General features: G+C 55.1%; 22 protein-coding genes. 12 read left to right on the top strand and 10 right to left on the bottom strand.

Annotated features, from left to right (window positions below; translation table 11 throughout):
- Positions 1-11 precede the first annotated feature (11 nt).
- The gene (locus tag G7009_RS23485; protein ID WP_053870531.1) at positions 12-1,499 is read right to left on the bottom strand and encodes a SulP family inorganic anion transporter; all 1,488 of its coding nucleotides are present in this window, start codon (positions 1,497-1,499) and stop codon (positions 12-14) included.
- A gap of 552 nt (positions 1,500-2,051) precedes the next feature.
- Here G7009_RS23485 and G7009_RS23480 point away from each other — a divergent pair.
- The gene (locus tag G7009_RS23480) at positions 2,052-2,276 is read left to right on the top strand and encodes a hypothetical protein (protein WP_011953103.1); all 225 of its coding nucleotides are present in this window, start codon (positions 2,052-2,054) and stop codon (positions 2,274-2,276) included.
- Positions 2,277-2,290: 14 nt separating this feature from the next.
- A complete protein-coding gene (locus G7009_RS23475) occupies positions 2,291-2,497 on the top strand; it encodes a hypothetical protein (protein ID WP_020302568.1) in 207 nt (68 codons plus the stop codon).
- Positions 2,498-2,640: 143 nt separating this feature from the next.
- Here the strand turns inward: G7009_RS23475 and G7009_RS27895 are convergent, their stop codons facing one another.
- Both G7009_RS27895 and G7009_RS23470 read right to left on the bottom strand, forming a co-directional pair.
- Positions 2,641-2,769 carry a hypothetical protein gene (locus tag G7009_RS27895; RefSeq protein WP_003253468.1) on the bottom strand — a complete coding sequence of 43 codons (129 nt, stop codon included), beginning with the start codon at positions 2,767-2,769 and terminating at the stop codon, positions 2,641-2,643.
- Positions 2,770-2,891: 122 nt separating this feature from the next.
- Positions 2,892-4,589 (bottom strand): phosphoethanolamine transferase, encoded by a 1,698-nt coding sequence (locus tag G7009_RS23470; protein ID WP_003298414.1) that lies wholly within the window; start codon positions 4,587-4,589, stop codon positions 2,892-2,894.
- A gap of 490 nt (positions 4,590-5,079) precedes the next feature.
- Between G7009_RS23470 and G7009_RS23465 the strand changes: the two genes are divergently transcribed.
- From G7009_RS23465 to G7009_RS23455, 3 genes are all read left to right on the top strand, one after another.
- Positions 5,080-5,418, top strand: a complete 339-nt coding sequence (locus tag G7009_RS23465; RefSeq protein ID WP_071890582.1) for a zinc ribbon domain-containing protein — start codon at positions 5,080-5,082, stop codon at positions 5,416-5,418.
- 54 nt (positions 5,419-5,472) lie between these two features.
- Positions 5,473-6,378 carry a cation diffusion facilitator family transporter gene (locus G7009_RS23460; protein WP_010951438.1) on the top strand — a complete coding sequence of 302 codons (906 nt, stop codon included), beginning with the start codon at positions 5,473-5,475 and terminating at the stop codon, positions 6,376-6,378.
- Positions 6,379-6,535: 157 nt separating this feature from the next.
- Complete coding sequence (locus tag G7009_RS23455; RefSeq protein ID WP_011953105.1) at positions 6,536-6,886, top strand: DUF3147 family protein; 351 nt, start codon at positions 6,536-6,538, stop codon at positions 6,884-6,886.
- A 32-nt stretch (positions 6,887-6,918) separates the two neighbouring features.
- Here G7009_RS23455 and G7009_RS23450 read toward each other — a convergent pair whose 3' ends face one another.
- Positions 6,919-7,245 (bottom strand): DUF2790 domain-containing protein, encoded by a 327-nt coding sequence (locus G7009_RS23450; protein ID WP_011953106.1) that lies wholly within the window; start codon positions 7,243-7,245, stop codon positions 6,919-6,921.
- Positions 7,246-7,934: 689 nt separating this feature from the next.
- Here G7009_RS23450 and G7009_RS23445 point away from each other — a divergent pair.
- Together G7009_RS23445 and G7009_RS23440 are read left to right on the top strand one after the other, a co-directional pair.
- The gene (locus tag G7009_RS23445) at positions 7,935-8,609 is read left to right on the top strand and encodes a heavy metal response regulator transcription factor (protein WP_003253457.1); all 675 of its coding nucleotides are present in this window, start codon (positions 7,935-7,937) and stop codon (positions 8,607-8,609) included.
- The gene (locus tag G7009_RS23440; protein ID WP_020302565.1) at positions 8,606-10,024 is read left to right on the top strand and encodes a heavy metal sensor histidine kinase; all 1,419 of its coding nucleotides are present in this window, start codon (positions 8,606-8,608) and stop codon (positions 10,022-10,024) included. Before G7009_RS23445 ends, G7009_RS23440 begins: the two co-directional genes overlap by 4 nt.
- Positions 10,025-10,082: 58 nt before the next feature.
- Here the strand turns inward: G7009_RS23440 and G7009_RS23435 are convergent, their stop codons facing one another.
- Positions 10,083-10,670 carry a hypothetical protein gene (locus G7009_RS23435; protein ID WP_020302564.1) on the bottom strand — a complete coding sequence of 196 codons (588 nt, stop codon included), beginning with the start codon at positions 10,668-10,670 and terminating at the stop codon, positions 10,083-10,085.
- 266 nt (positions 10,671-10,936) lie between these two features.
- Here G7009_RS23435 and G7009_RS23430 point away from each other — a divergent pair, with 266 nt between their 5' ends.
- On the top strand, positions 10,937-11,158 hold the full coding sequence (locus G7009_RS23430; protein WP_020302563.1) for a hypothetical protein: 222 nt from the start codon (positions 10,937-10,939) through the stop codon (positions 11,156-11,158).
- A gap of 82 nt (positions 11,159-11,240) precedes the next feature.
- On the opposite strand, the gene G7009_RS23425 is transcribed toward G7009_RS23430, so the two are convergent.
- Genes G7009_RS23425 through G7009_RS23415 form a run of 3 tightly spaced genes read right to left on the bottom strand, consistent with a single transcriptional unit; the run spans position 11,241 to position 14,057 of the window.
- Positions 11,241-12,695 (bottom strand): phospholipid carrier-dependent glycosyltransferase, encoded by a 1,455-nt coding sequence (locus G7009_RS23425; protein ID WP_010951444.1) that lies wholly within the window; start codon positions 12,693-12,695, stop codon positions 11,241-11,243.
- A complete protein-coding gene (locus G7009_RS23420) occupies positions 12,689-13,672 on the bottom strand; it encodes a glycosyltransferase family 2 protein (protein WP_010951445.1) in 984 nt (327 codons plus the stop codon). Before G7009_RS23420 ends, G7009_RS23425 begins: the two co-directional genes overlap by 7 nt.
- Positions 13,638-14,057 (bottom strand): GtrA family protein, encoded by a 420-nt coding sequence (locus G7009_RS23415; protein WP_010951446.1) that lies wholly within the window; start codon positions 14,055-14,057, stop codon positions 13,638-13,640. The genes G7009_RS23420 and G7009_RS23415 overlap by 35 nt, the downstream gene beginning before the upstream one ends.
- A 257-nt stretch (positions 14,058-14,314) precedes the next feature.
- On the opposite strand from G7009_RS23415, the gene G7009_RS23410 reads away from it, so the two are divergent.
- From G7009_RS23410 to G7009_RS23395, 4 genes are all read left to right on the top strand, one after another.
- On the top strand, positions 14,315-15,283 hold the full coding sequence (locus tag G7009_RS23410) for a LysR family transcriptional regulator (protein ID WP_011953108.1): 969 nt from the start codon (positions 14,315-14,317) through the stop codon (positions 15,281-15,283).
- A gap of 210 nt (positions 15,284-15,493) precedes the next feature.
- Positions 15,494-16,801 (top strand): OprO/OprP family phosphate-selective porin, encoded by a 1,308-nt coding sequence (locus G7009_RS23405; protein ID WP_009395904.1) that lies wholly within the window; start codon positions 15,494-15,496, stop codon positions 16,799-16,801.
- Positions 16,802-17,099: 298 nt separating this feature from the next.
- Complete coding sequence (locus tag G7009_RS23400; protein ID WP_011953109.1) at positions 17,100-18,125, top strand: hypothetical protein; 1,026 nt, start codon at positions 17,100-17,102, stop codon at positions 18,123-18,125.
- Positions 18,126-18,252: 127 nt separating this feature from the next.
- Positions 18,253-18,477: a hypothetical protein gene (locus tag G7009_RS23395; protein ID WP_010951451.1), complete on the top strand. Its 225-nt coding sequence runs from the start codon at positions 18,253-18,255 to the stop codon at positions 18,475-18,477.
- Positions 18,478-18,529: 52 nt separating this feature from the next.
- On the opposite strand, the gene G7009_RS23390 is transcribed toward G7009_RS23395, so the two are convergent.
- Both G7009_RS23390 and G7009_RS23385 read right to left on the bottom strand, forming a co-directional pair.
- Positions 18,530-20,527 (bottom strand): heavy metal translocating P-type ATPase, encoded by a 1,998-nt coding sequence (locus G7009_RS23390; protein WP_181132475.1) that lies wholly within the window; start codon positions 20,525-20,527, stop codon positions 18,530-18,532.
- Positions 20,528-20,729: 202 nt separating this feature from the next.
- Positions 20,730-21,053 carry a DUF2790 domain-containing protein gene (locus G7009_RS23385; RefSeq protein ID WP_003253432.1) on the bottom strand — a complete coding sequence of 108 codons (324 nt, stop codon included), beginning with the start codon at positions 21,051-21,053 and terminating at the stop codon, positions 20,730-20,732.
- Between the last annotated feature and the right edge of the window lie 111 nt (positions 21,054-21,164).

The raw sequence follows: 21,164 nt of genomic DNA, 5'->3' as shown, positions 1-21,164 counted from the left end.
TGTCGTTCTCCTTAGTGGCTCATGAGCTTGTCGATGGCGCCGGGCTTGTCATGCACGCCGAAGCGGTCAACGATTGTTGCGCTGGCTTCATTGAGACCGAGCACTTCAACCTCAGCTCCTTCGCGTCGGAACTTGATTACGACCTTATCCAGCGCTGCGACGGCGGTGATATCCCAGAAATGCGCCTGTGTGAGATCGATGGTGACCTTGTTGAGCGCCTCCTTGAAGTCAAAAACCTCAGTGAACTTGTCCGCAGAGCTAAAGAACACCTGGCCCACGACGCGGTAAGTCCGATGCGATTTCGTCTCTTCAAGAGTGCTCTTGATATCCAGGTAGTGCCCGACCTTGTTTGCGAAGAACAGGGAGGCCAGCAGCACACCTACCAGTACGCCGTAAGCCAGATTGTGAGTGGCCACGACGACCACGACGGTCGCCACCATGACGAGGTTGGTCGACAGCGGATGCTCTTTCAGATTACGCAAGGAATCCCAGCTAAAGGTGCCGATGGACACCATGATCATTACAGCCACGAGTGCGGCCATAGGGATTTTGGAGAGCCATTCGCCAAGAAATACCACCATCAGCAGCAGGAAAACGCCGGCACACAATGTCGAGAGACGGGTGCGGCCGCCAGATTTCACGTTGATGATCGACTGGCCGATCATGGCGCAACCTGCCATACCGCCAAGCATGCCGGCAGCGATGTTGGCCACACCCTGGCCTTTGCACTCGCGGTTTTTGTTGCTGGTGGTATCCGTCAGGTCGTCGACGATGGTCGCGGTCATCATCGACTCCAGTAGGCCTACAACTGCCAGCGCTGCGGAGTAAGGAAAGATGATCCGCAGGGTTTCAAAGTTCAGCGGCACTTCAGGCCACAGAAAAATCGGCAGCGTGTCCGGCAGTTGGCCCATGTCACCGACGGTGCGGATATCCAAACCGAGGTAAATGGCGATGGCAGTCAGCGTCAGAATGCACACCAACGGAGAGGGAATCAGCTTGCCGATTTTCGGTACATACGGGAACAGGTAGATGATTCCCAGGCCCGCAGCGGTCATGGCATAGACATGCCAGGTGACATTGGTCAGCTCAGGCAATTGCGCCATAAAAATCAGAATCGCCAATGCGTTTACGAAGCCGGTGACTACCGAACGTGAAACAAAGCGCATCAACGAGCCAAGCTTCAGGTAGCCGGCAAGGATTTGAAGTACGCCACATAGTAGAGTCGCGGCCAGCAGGTACTGGAGTCCATGCTCTTTTACCAGCGTAACCATCAGCAGTGCCATGGCGCCTGTCGCCGCCGAGATCATTCCGGGGCGCCCGCCGACAAAGGCGATGACAGCACAGATACAGAAGGAGGCGTAGAGACCGACTTTGGGATCTACCCCGGCGATGATGGAAAAGGCGATGGCTTCCGGGATCAGCGCGAGTGCGACCACCAGCCCCGCGAGCACGTCGGCACGGACGTTGGAAAACCACGTTTGTCTAAGTTTTTGCAGCATATAAATATCCAAGGCAAAGCATCGCGCACGCCAAGGGAGTGGCGAGCGAATCGATACAAATTCAAATTTTGAGGATTTTTTGCTGTGTGCTTAAGGTGTAAAACCAGGCGTACAGCAGTGAGCACCCGCGAGCGAGGCTAGCGGAAGCAGGTTGTTGCGAGGGGGCGTAGCGCTAAGGCGGCGTAGGCTGCCAGTAGATCGTTTGGAGTACAGTCATGCTGATGTTCCTGTAGCTCAAGGGGTATGCGGAGCCGAAGTATACAATGAAGCCATCGTCGATTGCGACCCGCTGGCAGGCTCTGCATGACCTACGTCAGATACAGGCTTATTCAATGGGTATACCTGCGGGCAAGGCTTTGTTTTCCACCCGTTCTTGTCCGAGCTGGTCTGTGTGCTGAGGGGTGAGTTGGCCAGACGGTTACGCTACGACACGCGCCCTGGCCACTCCCCAGGCCAGCGCGCTCCTCATTGATTCGTTCAGTCGGGCGTCGAACACCTATGCTGCTCGGGGCCTTGCCACGCCGCGGTGTCCTATAATTCATCTTCAGCTGAATGGAGCAAAATGTTGTGAAGCGCACATTCATTGGAATGGTCGAGGCTGGTGAGCCACTGATGAGGCAAGCGCTTGAAGCTATCCGACAGGCCCACGAAGCGGAGGCTGCTGGATTGCCAGACCTTGAGGTACAGCGTCTTCACCTATTGGCAGATTCGCTCTATCAGGCGGTCATTGATTTTCAGCTCCTCAAAGCAGGTAAACCACCGTCGACTATCCAGTGAGGACCTGCCGCTACATGACGAAAAAGATGCCAGCTCTTCTCCCCGACCACCCCATGTATACCGACGCAGTGGATGCGATGAAGCAATACCACGAGGCGCAGGCTTCTGGCTCATCTGCCGAAGAGGTTGAGCGCCTGCGTCAAATCGCAGAATCACAATTTCGGGTTGTCAGCGAGTATCAGCTCAACGCTCTGGGATATCAGTCTCGTCGTCCGCACTGAAGGGATAACCGATCCGGAGGTAGCTTCAGAATCCATCAAGCCAAGCGGAAGACTCACGACGCGGTCCGATTGATCAGCGAGACGGTCGGGAGGGTTTGCACACAGCCCCAAAAAAAAAGCAGCTCCCGAGAGCTGCTTTTTTCTTACTCCCCCTTTTTGTGCTTGTGGGGTTTCAGGTCCGGATGGTCCTTCTGCTTTTCAGGGGTGACTCGCTGCCTTTTGTCCGGAGTGCCATCTTCATTGGTGCGCTTTGGGCCTGGCTTGATGCTCATGCAAAACTTCCTTTTCCGCTTGGGTTGTTGAATGCAGCTATGTAATTAGTCCAGCTTCTCTCAGCTGTCAAAGCAGGCTGGTGCAGAACCGCCTGGCCGATGATCCGGTCCACATCGAACATTCAGAGGCCAGAATAAGAGCCTCCGACAAAGGGCTTACAAGGGGCAGTGAAATCCAGCGCTGAGCGATACGAAGACGTCTGGACGTTCATCATGCCGAGCACGGTGTGGAACAGGTTGTCGTGGCTCAGCGGTGACGTGGTTTGAGCTTTCAAACAACCCACGTTGACCTTTTCGCTCTTCGCGAGCGAGTCAGACATCCAAAGTACCAACGGCACCTTTGTTTGCTCGTCAGGAGCCATCGCGTAAGGCAGCCCGTGTAGATAGAGCCCACCCTCCCCCAGCGATTCGCCGTGGTCCGAAACGTACATCAGCGCAGTGTCGAACTTGGTGTTGGCCGCCAGGATATCGATGAGATTTGCAGTCACATAATCGGTGTAGAGGATTGAGTTGTCGTAGGCATTGACCACCTCCTCCTGCTTACATTTGTCGAGCTCGTTGGTCTCGCACACCGGTGCGAATTTCTTGAATTGCGAGGGGTAGCGCTTGTAGTAGGCCGGGCCGTGACTGCCTTTGTAGTGGAGCACCAGGACAGCATCGCCTTCCTGGCGCTTGATGAAGTCTTGCATCTCCGTGAGCAGCACCCCGTCCTTACACTCCTCGCTGGTGCACAGTTGGGAATCCGCGTGAGAGGCAGCCTTGTGGTTGGGAACCCTGTCGCAGACCCCTTTGCACCCCGAGTTGTTGTCAGTCCACATGACACTGATGCCAGCGCGTTGAAGCACGTCGAGCAGCCCTTCTCGGCTCTTGGCCAAGCCATCTTTGTACTGGGCCTTACCCACGTCCAGGAACATGCATGGCAGCGAGACCGCGGTAGCGGTACCGCAGGAGCTCACGTTCGTGAAGCTAATGACATTTCGCTTTTCTAGTTCCGGATTCGTTTCACGGGAGTAGCCGTTGAGGGAGAAGTTGGCGGAGCGAGCGGTCTCTCCTACTGCCAGTACCAGCAGCCTGGGTTTACGAGCCGCACCCTGTCGATTAACTACCGCATCAGTACCAATGGCCGTCAGCGTTTTAGGTGAGGCCAGCTGACGCTTCAGGTACCCATGGCCAGCCGCAAACAAGTTGGTAGGTACCAGAATCAGCCGGATCTCCCGATTGTTGCGCAGCAAGGAGGCATACGACTGGTACTGACTCAACGCGATGCCAGATAAGGTCAACAGAGCGAGCGACAGAGCAATGAACCTGCTGACCAAAGCTTTGGCCCAAGGCTTGCGCCGGAGGGGAACCCGGGCAATCAGGTAGACGGGCAACACCCCAACCATTGCGACCCAAAGACCGAGCTTCCAATTCAGCAGCTCGGTTGCCTCAGCGACGTCGGTCTCCACAACGTTGGTGAACATTGTGTAATCGATCACGATGCCGTAGGCATTCATGAAGTAACTCGCAAAAGACGCGCTGATCAGTACCAGGCACAGTATGGGTTTGGCCAGCCGCCCCCATGACAGCAAGCTCAGAACGGTAAACACCCATGCGAATACTATGACTGGGAGGCTAGCCGCTAGCTGCCAGTTCACTTCATCGGTTTTGAATACCAGCTTCCAGAGCACGTTCCAGAGCTCAGCGTTCGCGAATAGCAGTAACCAAAAAGTCACCAGGCCGATTAGCAAATTAGTACTGATGCCTTTCTGCCGCGCATTGCGAATAGCAAAGATCCATTTGCTTAACAGGGTGTGAACAATGGATTTGGAAGGTGTCATTATCAAACTCTGGAAGCTGCTTATCCATGGCGGTAGCTATGGAGTTAGCGGGAGCTACAAGGCAAACCGTCGACAGATGCTGAGCGATTGCGCAATGTGCGGAGCGTCAGAGGCCTTAGGCCCCTAGGCGTTGGGGACGCTTAGTATGTGTGAGGCATAGGGATAAAAAGAGAAATGAATCTCGCTGAGCGCATTATTTCCGGGACCTGATAACGACACGATGACCTCGGGATTACAATGCTGACAGAAATCCAATTACTGCTGTTTTGATTGTCATTGATCACGCTATGATCAAAATTAGGGGGATACTACCCACCAAAAGCAATGCTCCGCTCAGCTAGATAAATTTAATTTCACAAACAAAACGGTTTCGTTTTGTCGTAGGCTAATTTTGAACTTTCAATTCAACTTACAAGTCTTTCTCGCGAGCAGAATATTATTTTCAACTTTTGCTCGTTAATATGTCACCCATCAATGAGGGGCGAATACCATGAGCTTTTTCAAAAACATCCTGGGCGGGCACCATGGCCGTGGAAACCACGGTGGAGGCAAGCACCACAGCGGGGGACATGGGGCCGAGCAATATGATCGCCATGGCCGGCAGCAGGGCTGCGACGGCGGTAATCAGGTGTATGACGGCGGGCGCCCTCCCACTCCTGCCCCCATCAAAGATCTGCAGGGCTGCAGGCAGTGCCGGACGGCCAACGATCCGTCAGCACGCTTTTGTCTAAACTGCGGAACACCGCTATCGAGTGGTTGCACCGCCTGCGGCTCGCTGCTGAGTGCAGGAGCAAGATTTTGCAGTCACTGTGGCCAAGCGACGCTCTAAGGCTAGGTAGACAGGAAGGCCAACGAGACCACAACCCTGCGCAAGGAGAAATACGTGGGTTCAAATCATGACCATGGCAGCGCTGCAGTACGCGAGGGGCATCAGAAGAAGCTAATCATGGCGCTCGGCTTGACTGGCAGCTTCATGATTGCAGAAGTGATCGGTGCGTGGATTACCGGCAGCCTGGCGCTGCTGTCGGACGCATCTCACATGTTCACAGATACTGCCGCCTTGGCGATCTCACTGATTGCACTTCAGATAGCCAAGCGGCCGGCGGATCAGAAAAGAACCTTCGGCTATGCGCGCCTGGAAATTCTGGCTTCGACGTTCAACGCCGTGCTGCTCTTCCTGGTGGCGATGTACATCTTGTATGAGGCCTACCAGCGCTTCTTCATGCCGGCGGAGATCGCTACCGGAGCGATGATGTGGATCGCAATCGCCGGCCTGATCATCAACCTAATTTCGATGCGCCTTCTGGCATCTGCGAGCAACGAAAGCCTCAACGTCAAAGGAGCCTACCTCGAAGTTTGGAGCGACATGCTCGGCTCGCTTGGCGTAATCATCGCGGCACTTATCATCCGCTTCACCGGCTGGACCTGGGTCGACACGATTGTCGCTGTGGCGATCGGCCTTTGGGTTCTGCCGCGGACGTGGCAGTTGCTTCGCGAAAGCCTGGGGATCCTCATGGAGGGTGTCCCGAGGGGGCTCGACGTTACGGCAATCGAGGCCACCATCCTCGGAGTAGATGGCGTGACGGACGTTCATGACTTGCACGTGTGGGCTGTCAGCAGTGGCAGTAACGTGATGACGTCGCACGTAGTGGTTCGGGATTCTGCAGATGGGGATGCTGTGTTGGCGGCCGTCGTGGATGCTGTCAGCGATGCATTCGAAATCCATCACTGCACCATCCAGATCGAGCGGGCAGCTTTCCACGAGAGCGTTCCCTCACCCTCGCACTGACCGATCGGTAAACACCATGCAAACACATCACCCTCCTGGCTGAGGGTGATGTTGCAAAAAAAATGCGGTGAGGGATGCCGTAAACGGCAGGAGCGCTTCAAGGGGGTTGGTGAATGGCTTCGCCTGCCCTCGTCAACAACCTCCAGAAGGCTCAGCGATGGCCTGGATCATCACGAAGTACCTACTCACTGCCGGTATAGTGATTCTCGTGTCAGAGCTGGCGAAACGCAGCGACAAGCTGGGCGGCTTGGTCGCCGCCCTACCCTTGGTCACGGTCGTGACGTTGGTCTGGCTCTATTTAGAGAACCAGAGCATGGAGAAGATCTCCAACCATGCTTGGTACACGTTCTGGTACGTGCTTCCGACCCTGCCGATGTTTATTGCTTTTCCATTGCTGCTACCTAAGCTCGGCTTTTGGCCGACACTGATCAGCAGCATCCTCATCACAATGGCCAGCTTCGGAGGCTTCGCCATACTGCTGCGCCGGTTCGGCATTGAGCTTCTATGATCCGGTGGCCGCAGGGATCATCTTGATGAGTCTTAACGGCTATTAACACACTCGCCCTTCACCAGGTAGCGAACCATGTGCAGTTCGCCTTTCGAGTCTTCGTAGGTCATCATGCTTCTTACATTACCGCAGTACCGCACACTGGGTGATACATACACCAACTTACCAACGTCCAGGTCCATGCCATAGGCGTAGTCTTCTAGTTGAGGCATGGGCTTTTTTACGCGTTGAGCATAATCCGCTGTAGCCTCTCTAGCAGTACGCTCGATGCGTTTATTGATCTCCATACCGCTTTGGGCATTGGCTGTTAGTGATGTAAAGAGCAAAAACACGGCGATCGCTGATACAGTAGTGTTCATAAGAAGTCCCTTAATAAAAAAGCGCCCGTAGGGGGGCGCTAAAATTCACCTACCAAAGGAGCGTATGGTTTACAGGTGAATGCACTGGCGCGAACAACTGCTCGGTGCTCTTGCCAAGCTGCTTTGAAATGAGACAATTTCCAAAGCAGCGATGCCTCTTCCGCTGCCCTTAAACTAGCAAAGGAGGCTAACACCAAGATGATCGTGCAATTACAATTTGGACATGTAATAGATTGTAAGATAATTATTCGAGAGAATATCGAGCCGCCACGTGAACTAATTTGCAGAAAGGCGCTGCGGTTTGCGGCCGTGCATGGGGTCTGCCTGCGTGGCGCCCTCGATCCAAGGCCAGTACCAGTCCTTGCAAGCTAACGACCGAAATGCTGCCTGTCCTGGCCGATTCCACCTGCCAGGCGAATCTGTCATACACCGCCGCAGGCCCCAGAATCCGCTATGCTTAGGGGTGGAGCCTGCATGACTGTCAGAAATCTTGCGGCTACATTACAAATTTGTAGGATTTCGCCGCGGCCAGCTTCTTCGCGTTAAGATTCAAGCGTCCTCAGGTGACCCGGCGTATGGACAGAGGTAGCGACTACCACATGCCATACCCTCAGCCAAACTTTCGAACAGCCTGCAACCATAATCTTGGCGGATTAGGCCAACTCCTTCCTCACACCTTGAGATAAGTTATGCGCGTTCTAGTTGTGGAAGACGAAATTAAAACTGCCGAATATCTTCAGCAGGGCCTATCCGAAAGCGGGTATGTCGTAGATATCGTGCACAACGGTGTAGATGCTCTGCACTTGTTCAACACTAATGTCTATTCGTTGGTCCTCCTGGACGTGAACCTCCCGGGTATCGACGGCTGGGACCTGCTGGAAACCATCCGTAAGACCAGCCGGGTCCGCATCATCATGCTGACCGCCCGCGGACGCATCAATGACAAGCTCAAGGGCTTGGACGGCGGCGCGGATGACTACCTTGTGAAGCCATTCGAATTCCCTGAGCTGCTTGCTCGCATCCGTTCGCTGCAACGCCGTGGTGATGAGTTAGTCGAGAAGAGCTCGCTGAAAATTGCCGATCTGGAACTCGACTCCGTCCGCCATCGCGTCTTCCGCGGTGGCACACGCATCGATCTCACCACCAAGGAATTTGCGCTTCTGCACCTGCTCATGAGCCGAACGGGCGAAGCGCTGACTCGCTCTCAGATCATCTCGTTGGTCTGGGATATGAATTTCGATTGCGACACCAATGTCATCGATGTAGCCATCCGGCGCTTGCGCTCGAAGATCGATGACCCGTTTGAAACCAAGCTCATTCACACGCTTCGTGGCGTTGGGTACGTTTTTGAGGAACGCGCATGAGGCCATTCAGCCTGGCTGCAAAGCTGGGGTTAAAAGTTGGGTTGATGAGCGCAGCGTTGCTGCTTCTGTTCGCCACCTTTGGCTATCTGATGGTAGGCAAGGCTCTGGAAAGAAATGCCAGAGCAGACCTGGAAGTAAAGATGGCGGGGATGGCTCACAACCTGTCCACCATCCCGGACATCTCCGGCGTCAACGCGGATGCGCATCAGCTTGTCGATTTGGTCATGGGCCACAACAACCTGTATGTGAGCATATTCGATACCTCACAGAATCAGACTCCCCTGCTCTCGATTGGCTCGAAACAGGTCAATCTGGAGGTGCACAAGTTTCAGCCGGCGGCCCAGCCCAAAGAGCACGAATGGCGTGATACGCAGGACCGCCCTCTGCTGAGTGCTTCTCGAATCATGCGTTTGGGCGATGGAACAGAGGTCAGCGTCTATATGACCATGGACCAGTCATCCAGTGAGGCGCTGCTTGATGCGTTGCTTACCTGGGCCTTGATGATGTCCCCCGTCATCCTCGCACTGATCTTGGCCATTGGCTGGTGGACCGTGCGCAGAGGCCTGCTGCCACTGACCAAGTTCCTCAAGATCGCCTCGAAGATCTCAACCGAGAGCCTCGACCATCGCCTTCCAACTGATGGGATGCCGGCAGAACTCAAAATGCTCGCCGACGGCATTAACATCATGCTGGCTCGCCTGGATGATGGGGTTCAGCAGCTCTCGCAGTTTTCTGACGACCTTGCTCACGAACTTCGGGCACCGCTCTCCAACCTAATGGGCAAGGCCCAGGTTGCTTTGACCAGAGAACGATCGCTTTCCGAATACCGGGAGGTTCTGGAGTCGTGCACAGAAGAGCTGGACCGCATGAGCCGCATGGTTTCCGACATGCTGTTCTTGGCCCAGGTCAGTCATCCAGCATCCATGGTGGAGTTCGAACCCGTCTCCTTGGTCGACGAGGTCCAGCGCGTGTGCGACCTCTTCAGCATTTCGGCAGAGGAAGGCGAGATTCAGCTGCAGATCTCTGGCAGTGATGATGTGGTACGCGGGAACCGTCTGATGGTTCAACGAGCGGTCTCGAACCTCGTGTCAAATGCGATCCGCTACTGCCCTCGCGGCCGCACCGTCTACGTGAAGGTGCAGCATAGTGCGAGCGGTACGACGTTGAGTGTCGGCAACCCCGGCCGCGGTATTGCCAAGGAACACCATGCGCACTTGTTTGAGCGGTTCTACCGTGTGGACAAGAGTCGAGCACGGAGCGAAGGCGGTACCGGTCTTGGCTTGGCCATCGTTCAGTCGATCATGAGCCTGCACCAGGGATCGGCGAGCGTGGAGGTGACCGAAGAAAACTTCACCTGGTTCCACCTTCACTTTCCCGCGGCCCAGCAACTGCAGCCGGCAATGACTGCCGCTTAAACCGCGCAGACATGAATAGGCCCGTCAATCGACGGGCCTTTTTGTTTGCCTCACTGCATCAGTGCCGGAGGACCACAGGGTCCATGGGCGACCGCAGAATCACCGACTTGATGATCTTCTGTTCGTCAGAATTGGCATTCATCCACAGGTGGGAGAAGTACTGAGCATTCACTTTCTCTTGAGCACTTACGCTGCCGGCGGCATCGATCAGGCGCATGGTCGAGTAGACACAGATCAGCGCCAGAATGAAGAACGCCGTGGCGACCACCATCACATAACGCTTGGCCAGCACCGGTGCACGCTTGAGCTCCTGGATAGACGCGTCCGCGGCCTTTGTCGCGGCTGTAAGCTCCGTGATCAGTGGCTGGATGGCGGTATCGACTCCGCGGCATGCGGCTGAATACGCAGCTGCAGCGGCGCGCAAGGCAACCTCTTCCGCATTCGACCAAGCCTTCTCCGCCTTTCGCACCTCCTCCTGGATCTGCCGGCCGACAGCGTCCACCTGTTCCACCAGTTCGTTCGACCTCTCCAGAACAGCGCTGGAGGTACGAGTCTGCGAGGTCAGCTCATCAAGCTGGACAGTGAGTTTTTCAGTGCAGCGGCGAAAGTCACCGATAGCAACTGCCCAGGGCTCTATATCATTCATGCCTATCTCCTAGGGCGGCCAACAACGCCGCGCTGAATTAACGCGCTAGATATCAAAATTGTAATTTAAGTGAAAATTCTTAGTCGCCCTCGACAGTGCCGAGATAGACATGATCCTTCCAGATTTGAAGATTTATCGCATCCTATCTGCAGCCAAAATTACGGAATTGTAATTATTGACTCACCTTGTCGTTAGCTTCGCGTTCCTAAACTACAAACCAACAAAGGCCGCTAATCAGGCAGGCCTAGTATGAACCGAGGTTCACAATGAAATTTGTCAAATCTATCGCTATTGGCAGCCTGCTGCTGGGTCTCATGGGTACCGCTTACGCTGAAGGCGGCTTCGAGCGAGCGAAACAGTTCAACGAGAACTTCCGAACCGAACAGGCTCGCGTATGGAGCGATGACTCTTCGGACCAGAACAAACAACAAGTCGCTCAAGAGCAAAAGAAAGAAAGCAAGGATGATAAGGAGCAAGCCGACAATTAATCGGCGGTTAAATAGGACTTCAAATGACGAAAGAAATCGACAAAAAAGCCAGGGTAAAACCTGGCTTTTTTGTGCTTGGAATTTAGCCTTCGTTCTTGCGAGGCGTTTCCGCATTGCTTTCTCCGGCCAGACCCTCGGCACCTTGTGCGGGGCGTTTCCAATGGCACAGCAGGAGCTGGCTGGCGTTCGCTTCGGTGATCGATGTGCAAGCTAGATCAGCGGGCAGACCATCCTTGCTGTCTCGCAAGCGCCTGGACAGATAGAACGAGCCATCCCGCGGCCACTTGGCAGGATCCTTGATGTTCTCGGACTTCCCGCTGCTGTAAAACTCCGACGAGTATGAGCGGCGGCCAGGATAGATCAGGGGAGCGGAATGAGCAGACTGCACATTGAGCCAGGCTTGAACCACATCCCGCTGATTCTGAGGGCGCTCCTCTAGTACCCCGGCGTAGATGATGCCCGCACCGATGATTGGCAACACCAATGCGCTCGCAGCGGCAGCCCAGGTGGTCTTCGGGCCAACTTCGCTGACCCGTGCAGACAGCAGCAATGCCCACGCTGGCAGCGCGGGTAGCAGGTAGGTCCACAGAATGTTGCCTGCAAATGTGAAGAAGACCGGTGTCGCCAAGGCCCACAGCCAGAGGTAGGCTTTGAAGCGCTGCATCGATCCACGCTTGCGGATCAACAGTGGTAGAAACAAGGCCCATGGCAGTAGCGACAATCCGAGCTGGATCCAGATGCTGCCGTACGGCTTGGCATGAGCACTACCATAGAGGTCCCCTGCCCAGTTACTGACGACGTAGCGGCTCCAGTGCTCACCAACGAAGAAGTACTCCATGAAGCCGGGCGTTTTCATCTCGGCCGCGACATACCATGGCACGGATATACCGAACATGAGTACAAGGCCGCTAATCCAGGGAAGCCTCAGTACCCGTCCCCATTCCTTGTAGATAACGAACCAGGCGAATGCCGGCGCCCCCATAAGCACCAGGGTCAGCGGCCCTTTGGCAAGCAAGCCCAGCCCGAGACCTGCGAACATCAGGTAGGCATCCGCCTTGCTGGCGCACTTCATCCAACGCCAGAAACCGTAGCTGGCCAGCAGAATCGAGAACGACAAAACAGGGTCAGTCAGCACAACACCGCTGGAGACCAGGCCAAGTGTGGTGCTGGAAAAAATAATGGCAGCCCAGATGCCGGCGTTACGAGAAATCTGCTGCGTGCCGAGTTTGATGATGATGAAACAGCTTGCCAGGTGGAGTAGCCACGCTGGGAAGCGCGCAGCGAACTCGTTAACGCCGAAGACCGTCATGCTCGCGGCCTGGGTCCAGAAGGACAACGGAGGCTTGCCCCAGAACGGTACCCCGTAGTCGAACATGGGCGTGATCCAGTCATTCAACTCGACCATCTTGCGAGCCATTTCAGCGTAACGGGCCTCAGATGTGTCCATCAGCGGGTAGATGCCCAGCCCCACCAAACGCAATAGCAAAATCGAACCCAGGACCCACCACAGCGTCCTCTCGTTCTTCAGGTTCAGCATTTCTTACCCTCGATCGAAGCCATCGAAGGGTGGAGTGACACGGGATCTGCCTTGTTGCTGTGCTTCAGGAAATAGAGAGGCCGGCGCTTCACTTCCGCGAGTGTCACGCCCAGGTACTCCCCCACCATGGCGACACCGACGCACATGAATGAAGCCATTCCGACGATCAGGTGATGGATGTCGAAACTGCCTGCCACAAGCGACGCAAGCATGTAGCAGATGCTGGAGACGAAAAGACCGAAACTGATGAGGCTGAAAATGCGCAGTGGTTTGCGAGAGAAGCTGACGATGCTCTCGATGGCCAGATTGAACAGGCCAGCTGCATTCCATTTGGTGCTCCCGGCATGGCGAACAGTGCGATTGTAGGGCAGTTCGATGGTACGAAAGCCTACCCAGCCGATCATGCCTTTGAGAATCCTGGAGCGTTCATCCAGGGCCCGCAGGGCTGCCAGCGGCGCAGGCCCAATCAATCGGAAATCGCTGACATCAGCCGGCATGTCCACCTTCTCCACCAGGCGCTGCATGACCCAGTAGTAAGCCCGGGCACTCATGCGCTTGAACCACGAATCACCGATTCTCAGGTTGCGCTGCATGTTCACCACGTCGTAGCCGCGTTGCCAGTAGTCCACCATGGCCGCGATGAGCTCTGGTGGATCCTGCAGGTCGACATCAATGAAGATCAGCGCACTGCCACGGGCATGGTCTATCCCGGCGCTCAGTGCAGCCTCTTTGCCGAAGTTGCGACTCAGGGACAGGCAACGTACAGATGACCCATCCTGATAGTGGCGAAGAATGTCGGCCGTCCGGTCATTACTGCCGTCGTCGACATAGAGGATTTCGCAGGAGACGGGTAAGCGCTTCACCACGCGGGTGATTCGCTGGTGGAACTCGGGGATGGTTTCCTCTTCCTGGAAGCAAGGGACCACGATGGTTAACAAGGGATCAGGGCGCTCGGGAAAGCGATGTAATGTCTGCATGATTGAATGTCCAAAAACGATGTGCAATGAATCCAAGTGCAGTGAGGCTTAAGGTCACTACGACTTGGGAGATGAGCGGTGACAGATTCGACTTGATGAGGAACCACATACCCACGCCATTGCCGAAGTTTGTGGTTAACGCGACCAGTGCAAACCTGACAGGCTGAAACTTACGAGAGCCATCTGCCACAAAACAGAGCGCCCTATTTCCAATGAAGCTCGCGATTGCGCCAACCATGCCGCCACAGATACTGGCCAGTAACGGAGTAACGAATTCTGTCGTAACCAGCAATAGGAACACCGCATAATGGACTCCCGTTGCTATGAAGCCGATCCCCAGATAACGAATCAGTAAGGTAGTAAGAGGTGGGGTTTGATTTTCCATGCCCAAAGCCTATGGAGGCAAAGGTGAAAAAATAGTGAACTAAATGTAAATGCGTAATTAGCCGAATCTATATATGGTAAGTAACAAGTCGGCGCACTAGGCTAGCACGCTACAATATCAGAGGGATTGCCTGAAAATTACGCTTTCGAAATAAAAGCCTTCCGATAACGCATGCATGACCCGTGGATTACAATGTTGACAAGATAAGGAAACACCGGGTGGCATTGAGATAGATTCCCCGAATTAAGGGGGACCTAATGGTTACACAAAATGAAACATATACAAGCAGCGTTGTTCCTTACAGCCCTGACATATTGGATGATTTGCCAATTGATGATCAGCTGGCCGTAGAGTTTTTCGCAACAGCACGTTGTGCCAGTTTCAAACAGGCTGCCCGAGGGCTCAATGTGCCAGTGGTAGGCCTGCGGAAACGCTTGGAGAAACTGGAAGAGCACATTGGTGCTCCCGTGTTTGTCTACAAACACAACAAGCTTGCCCTGACCCGCACAGGCGAGAGGGTCAGCCATTACCTGTGCCAGCTCTTCGGCCCAGACGGCCTTGGCAAGTCCGGTGAAAAGGAAGTCCCCAGGCTTACCATCGCGATCACAGAGCCAGTGCTGAACGACATCGTAAACCGCGATCTAGTCGCCTACGTGCGTGATCATGCCGAAATGCAGCTGGAAATCCATTCAGAATGCACAACGCAGATGCTTTCTGAGTGTGAAGTCGATGTGGGTATCGCTTTGGTGAGCCCAGATGATAAAGGCGCGCTTGATCGCCATCCTACGTATAGGTTTGAACGGCTTGGCCGGATTGGGCACGCCCTGTTCATTTCCAGCCGCTATTCAAGAAGCGTCACCCTTCCAGTGGAGAGCTTGGATTTGCACAACTTCATGCTCGTTGTCCCTTGGGATGAAGAGATCTTGGCGGGCTCACGAAAGTGGGCATCGATAATGGCTGAGCATCAGGGCGGTACCACTCGGGTCAAGAGCTACAACCTATCACGAGGCCTTGTCGTTGGCGGTGCGTGTATTGGAGTGCTGCCCGACTACAGCCGAAAACTGGAGAGAAATATCCTACCCGTGCCGGGTTTCCTGGACGACCTGGAGGAGAAAGATGTCTATCTTGTTATCAAAACGAAGCTTGTCCGCAATCCGCAGGTTTTGGAAATTCGAAGATTGATCAAGAAGAGCTTCTTTGATAAGAAGGACTGGCTTGTTCGGTAACAGTTTTGTTAGGTTTCAAACTCCTCCGTTAACACTACAGAAACACAACTGTCATATTCGCTTGCAACCTAGTCAGAGTGCTTAGAACAAAGGCATCTTGTTACAGCAGGTGACAACCGTGGCCTGCTCCCATCTGCAAGATAAATTTAGGCCGGCGCAGGGCGAAATATAACGTCGGTAGCTAAGCACTTAACATACGAGAGGCAAGCAATGATCCGTTCTTCGAACATGCGGGAAAAGCTGTTGGCTGCCGCAATAATAGGCACATTTTCCTCGCAAGCATTCTCCGGAACAGTAACCACTGACGGAGCTGACATCGTTCTGAAGACCAAGGGCGGTCTTGAAGTATCGACTTCTGACAAGGAATTCAGTTTCAAACTGGGCGGCCGAGTTCAGGCCGACTACGGCCGTTTCGATGGTGTCTTCACCAAGAATGGCGATACCGCTGACGCAGGCTACTTCCGTCGCGCCTACCTTGAGCTCGGTGGCGTGCTGTACCGCGACTGGAAGTATCAGCTCAACTACGACCTTTCCCGCAACACGGGCAACGACTCCGACGGCTACTTCGACGAAGCCAGCCTGACCTACACGGGTTTCAAGCCGGTGCAACTGCGCTTTGGCCGTTTCTACACCGACTTCGGTCTTGAGAAAGCCACCAGTTCGAAGTGGACCACCGCCATGGAGCGGAACCTCTCGTACGACCTGGCGGACTGGATCAACGACAACGCCGGCATGGGTGTTCAAGCCACCAGCACCATCGCTGACATGGCTTATGTTTCCGGTAGCGTTTTCAGCGAAACCAATAACAACTCGGATGGCGACAGCACCAAGCGCTACAACGTACGTGGCGTGTTCGCACCGCTGCACAGTGATGGCAACGTCCTGCACGTCGGTGCTCAGTACGCTTACCGCGACCTCAAAAACAGTGCGGTCGATACCCGGATTCGTTCGCGTCTGGGCGTCCGCGGTGTAGATACCAATGGCGGCGGCGATGCCGGCACCAACGGCAACCGCATGCTGTTTGGCGGTGCTGCTGCACAAGATGGCCTGTGGAAGGACGACTCGGTCTGGGGTCTCGAAGGTGCCTGGGCCACCGGCCCGTTCTCGGTTCAAGCGGAATACCTTCGCCGCAAGCTGAAAGCTGACCAGGCCAACAACGACATGAAGGCCTCCGGTTACTACGCCCAGATGGCTTACACCCTGACCGGCGAGCCGCGTATCTACAAGCTCGATGGTGCCAAGTTCGACACTATCAAACCAGAGAACAAGGAACTGGGGGCCTGGGAAGTCTTCTACCGCTTTGACGATATCAAGGTCGAAGACGGCAACCTGGTCACCGCGGCGGACCAATCGAACGAGCGCAAGGCCAAGAGCCACACGGTGGGTGTGAACTGGTACGTCAACGAGGCGGTGAAAGTCAGTGCCAACTACATCAACGTGCGCACCGACAACAACGAGAACACCGTGGGCGACGACAGCGGCAATGCCATCGTGACCCGCCTGCAATACGTCTTCTGATCCCTCTCATCAGTCTGACGTGAGAAAGCCGGAAGCGCTCAACGTGCTTCCGGCTTTCCTGTTTCTGGAGGTGATCAAGCATGGAGCGCCCTCCTCCTACCTGCTTTCGCTTACCGATGACCGCTCTTGCCAAAGCTCGGCGAATCTGATGTGATTGCCGCGTCGGGCTTTGCATGGTGGCCGTGCAAGCAAATCAAACCTGACTCCTATTCATGATTGAACCTGATTCGACGTCCAGCTTCGCGTCTAACGGCCCTACAAGCGCAGCTACCCCAACGTCGCTCATTAGGGGATAGTCATGTCTGCAAAAAAGCTGCTTCAACCTCTCGCTGCTCAGCTGCACGCCTCGTTCTCGGCTTCTGGCCGCCCGTACTCTCATCTGCACCTCCACCAGCTGTTCCACGCGGCCATCGGCTCCGTTGCACCGCAAGTTGCCATCCAAGACAAGCTGCCAATTCAGGTCTGTCGTGACAACGAGACACGGCAGTACAACCTCTACGCGGCGGTCGAGCGGGCGAAAACGTGCTTAGGATTGACCGATCTTCAAGCAGTCGGTGTGGCTGAAGAAGTCATTGAGGTGCTACGAACTGCGGGAATCGGCGTGAACCAGGTTCGCCTGCTCCTTGACCCCTCCTTCAGCTCGAAGACTCGCAAAAAGGCCTTCAAGGCTCTCTGCAAGAACCTGGATCTGAACGAGCTAGGCGATCGCTTCGTCCCCAAGACTGCCACGTTGGCCATCGCTGCTGGTATTGCGCCGCCTCCCAAAATGTCGTGGAAGGATCGCTTCGCCCTGGCTGCAAATTCCCCCATGCGGGGGCCAAGCGAGCTCATCAGCATGGTCAACCGGGATGAGTGTTATCTGTGGGTATTCCCACCGACTGACCATCATGCGACGGCTCCAGCGACGCATGACCGTTTCTTTGGTGAAAAGACCCACCCGAGCGCAGAAATGGGCATGGGGTTCAGCATCATCGATTCCGGCTGGACCCGCCCCAAGTACCCGCTATCCAGGCAGTCACAAGAGACCTTCATCCAGTATTCGCTTTCTGCGCCGATGTGGTCCTGGCGCGCACAAAGTGACACCTGGCGCCTGGGAAACATCCTGCGTTCAAGAATCCTTGACGGGGCTCCTTGGCATAACGAGCCTCTGAGTGACGTGCTTCCGAGCGGCCTTAAATCCCTGCCCCGGATCTATGGGTGCGAAACCTGCCGAACGCTGTTCATTGAGAATCACAGCGACTACCCGGATGTACCCACTCAGTGCCAATGCGGTGAGGCGAGCAGCACGGGTGACCAAAACGAGTCATCTGCTCTCAATAGCTGATTTTCCTTACGGTGGCGGGCTGAGCCCCCCGTTAGGGATTGGCTATGGGAGCGGGATTCGCTCACCCCAAACCTGAAGGCGCCGCCACCTAACCGAGCGATATGAGCTGAATGCTCGCGGAGTAGATATGCAAAAGAGTAAAAACAAACAGGACACCCTGGCGGCGATCAATGCGCTTGTCGAGATTGCGTATGATCAGGGATTTGCGGACGGACACGGAGTCGGCAATCAAGTCGGTTTCGTAGCCGGTGTCATGAGCCTCAAAGCTGCATTGGCCTGCGGCTTACGGCATGGCTCACCTGAGTGCGGAAAGGCCCTTGAAAGCCTCAAGCGCATCGGGATCGACGAGTGAGAGAAAAGTACGGGTCATTTCCCTGCTTAGCTTCATGATTGAAGCTCAGGGATCAGGTGCTTCTGCGGTAGGCCAACAGGCGCAAGGCGTTGAAGACGACCAACAGTGTGGAGCCCTCATGGATCGCAACAGCGGCACCAATGCTCAAGCCCATGATGCTGGACGGAACCAGGATGGCCACAATCCCCAAGCTGACGAACAGATTCTGGTGGATGATCGATCGCGTGTGACGGCTCAGCCCCACCGCAAATGGGAGTTGCCTGATGTCGTCAGCCATAAGCGCGATATCAGCCGTTTCCAGGGCAACATCAGATCCAGCAGCCCCCATTGCGATACCAACGCTCGAACTGGCCATGGCAGGGGCATCATTGACGCCGTCACCCACCATGGCCACCTTGGCGCTAAGGCGCAGGTTTTTGATGGCCTTGACCTTGTCTTCCGGCATCAGGTCTCCCCACGCTTCATCTAAGCCAACTTGTTTGGCTACAGCCTCTGCAACGCGGTTGTGGTCTCCAGAAATCATGACCATGCGTTCGATGCCCATCTCTCTAAGCTTCTGGAGTGCCTCTTTGGCCCCCTCCCGGGGTGTGTCCAATAGCCCGATAGCGCCCAGATCCTTGTCAGCACGCCGTACCACCATGGTGGTACGGCCTGACTGACGTAGACGCTCCGCAGCCTCCAGGGCTGCCTTGCTGAGTGCGGGAATACCATTGGTACCGAACATCTCGACCTTGCCAATCCAGACGAACTGCCCATCAAGCTCAGCACGCACGCCGCGGCCAATCATGTTGCTCATGTTCTTGGCTTGGAATCGGCGCCGTGTGCCAATCATCTCTTCACCGTCACGCACAATTGCCGCAGCCAGCGGATGGTCGCTCATCGACTCCACAGCGATGGCGACGTTTAGCAGATCCTCGATCTGCGTGCCGCCTATGGGTATTACATCGGTGATACGTGGGCGCCCTTCGGTCAGGGTACCGGTCTTGTCGAATGCCATGGCATTCAATGATCCAAGCTCTTCAAGTGGCGCACCGCCCTTGATCAGCACGCCACCTCGGGCTGCCCTGGCGATGCCAGAGAGAATGGCGCTTGGTGTAGCGATCGCGAGCGCGCAGGGGCTGGCTGCAACCAGTACGGCCATCGCCCGGTAGAACGAGTCACGGAACGGCTCGTCAAGGAAAATGCCGGCAAATAGCAGCCCGACTACCAGCAGTAAAACCAACGGGACGAATATGCGTTGGAAGCGGTCCGTGAATCGCTGGGTCGGTGACTTCCTGACTTCGGCTTCACTGACCATCTTGATGACCCGCGCCAAGGTACTCTCCGTAGAGCGCCGTGTTACCTCAACCTCGATGAGCGTTTCGCCATTGATGGTACCGGCGAAGACTTTCGAGGCTGCATCCACTGCATCTGGCTTGCTGCGTGCGAGTTCGGCATCAGGAACAGGTTGCTTGTCCACGGGGACGCTCTCACCGGTTACTGGCGCCTGGTTGATACTTGAGGAGCCTACGACTACAAAACCATCGGCCGGCAGGCGGTCATTGGGGCGCACGATGACAACGTCACCGGGAACCAGCAGCTCCACGGGCATCTCCACCGTGCCATTTGCTCTGCGTACGATCGCGGTGGCTGGTGCGAGCTTGGACAGTGCCTCAATCGCTTTCTTGGCCCGCCCCATCGCGTACCTTTCAAGGGAATGCCCCAGACTGAACAGGAACAGCAGCAGAGCCCCCTCCGCCCAGGCGCCGATGCTCGCGGCACCGACTGCGGCGAGAAGCATCAGCGAGTCGATCTCGAAGCGTTTCTGACGGATGTTGGTAACCGCTTCCTTAGTGGTGAACCATCCACCGAACACGTAGGCCGACACGTACAGAATCAGAGGCAGACGATCAATCAGGCCAAGTTTTCCTGCGAGAGCTCCGGCACCCAGGAGAGCACCACAGATCAGCGCGAAAATCAGCTCTGTGTTCATTCCAAAAATGCCGCCATGCTCATGGCTATGACCTTCATGCCCGGCTTGGTCATCAGGGCGTTCAAGCAAACTCTTCATAACTCGTCCCTTCTGGGGTCAAGGCTTCCAATTGCCCTCTGCAGTTGGGGAGCCGTCTCTGTTGGTTGGCTAAGATCTATTGCACGGTTTGCCCGAGCCCAGGCGTTAACATTTCGAAGCTATGGGGTATCGGGCGTAATAAAAAATGCCAGGCACTGCCTGGCATTTATGAATTCTCTAATTGTTCTGTTCAAATCGTTTACTACTTGTTGTTGATGCATTGCGAATACATCGAGTAACGAACAGTCTTGAGCGTGCCCTGGGAGTCCTCGAAGGTCATCAACCGTGGATAGACCTGGCAGGTACGGGGGTCCTGCGACTGACGTACGAATTTCGCAACGTCTATCTTCATGCCATATTTGTAATCCTGAATCTCTGGCATTGGCTTGCCATTTTTCTCCGCGTACTTGGCCACTGCGGTCTGGTGTTCCTTGGTGTATTGAAGCTGCTTGCTCTCGGAGAAAGTGTTGGCCTGCGAAGCCACCGAGAAAACAACAAGTGCAGCAGCGATAATTAGCTTTTTCATAAAACCCTCTCAATTTCAAAACTTCTCGGGCGTAACCTTAGCAATGCATAGGCATCACCGGCATGACGAGAAACTTACAATTTTGAAAGGTAAGTGCATCTACTTCACTTT

Origin of the sequence: Pseudomonas capeferrum, from assembly GCF_013523055.1 — a bacterium.
GTDB classification, from domain to species: domain Bacteria; phylum Pseudomonadota; class Gammaproteobacteria; order Pseudomonadales; family Pseudomonadaceae; genus Aquipseudomonas; species Aquipseudomonas capeferrum_A.
Note: the sequence above shows the minus strand (reverse complement) of the source record. Positions and strands in the feature narration are given on the sequence as shown.